We start from the raw sequence: 1,102 nt of genomic DNA, 5'->3' as shown, positions 1-1,102 counted from the left end.
CCAGTGCCGATAAAACCGCCACCAACGGTTGCCCGGTGTCGATGGTTACCGGTGAGGAACTGCTGACCCTCACCGATGGCGAGCTGGACGGGCTTCTGCCGTTTGCCTGGACTCGGCTGTATCGCACCAGTGCTGTGGAAGTGGATTGTGGGTTGGGGTTTGGCTGGAGCCATTCGCTGGCCCAGCGGCTTTCTGTGATTGGCGAGTCGGTGGTGTGGACCGACCATGAGAACCGCAGCACAACGTTTGCGTTGCCCTCTGTTTCGCGGCCGGCGATCAGCAATAGCCTGGCGGAGGCGGCGATTTATCTAGGCTCAGTGCCGGATGAACTGGTGCTGGCTCAAGACTCCCGTTTCTATCATTTTCGCGACGGTTTGCTGACATCGATCAGCGACGCGTATGACAACCGCCTGCGTATCTCCCGCGACTTTTCAGGACGGATTCAGCGGATCGATAACGGCGTGGGTCGCTCGTTACTGCTGCGCTATGACCGGGGCCATATCGTTGCAGTCGACTACCAGGTACAGCGCGCCGAGGAGTATCAGGAGTACGTCTGGGTTACCGAGCAGAACGTTGTTTCCTACCGCTATGACGACGCTTGGCGGCTGATTGAGGCGACCAATGCTGTAGGCGAAAGCGAGCGGTATCGGTACGACGATCAGCAGGTGATTCTGGAACGGGAACTGGCCGGTGGGGCGAGTTTCTTCTGGGAGTGGGAACGGTCCGGCAAGGCTGCACGCTGCGTGCGGCACTGGGCCAGCTTTTCGCAGATGGACACGCGGTATGCCTGGGACGACAACGGCAGTGTCACCGTCCATAACGCTGATGGCAGCCAGGAAGTGTACGTCCACGACCAGCGTGCGCGGCTGGTGCAGCGGATTGATCCGGACGGCGCTGAGCACTTCAAATCCTACGATGAAAAAGGCCGGCTGACGGTCGAGCAGGACCCGCTCGGGGCGGTGACGGCGTATCAGTACGACGAAGCTGGTCGGATGATTGCGCTGTTTCCAGGGGACGATGAGCCGACATCCTACGAACATGACAACGGTTTCGTTCGGGTCGTGCGCCGTGGTAACGCGGTCTGGAAATACCAGCGTAACGA

1 protein-coding gene is annotated in these 1,102 nt (G+C 59.9%); it reads left to right on the top strand.

Annotation, left to right across the window (positions count from 1 at the left end; all coding sequences use genetic code 11):
- Positions 1–1,102: DUF6531 domain-containing protein (locus ACZRKZ_RS27740; RefSeq protein ID WP_463983201.1), on the top strand; the 1,102-nt coding region annotated here is incomplete at both ends.

The organism is Pseudomonas sp. c313 (genome assembly GCF_055407145.1).
The sequence above is the reverse complement of the archived record's forward strand: the minus strand, read 5'-3'. Positions and strand labels throughout refer to the sequence as shown.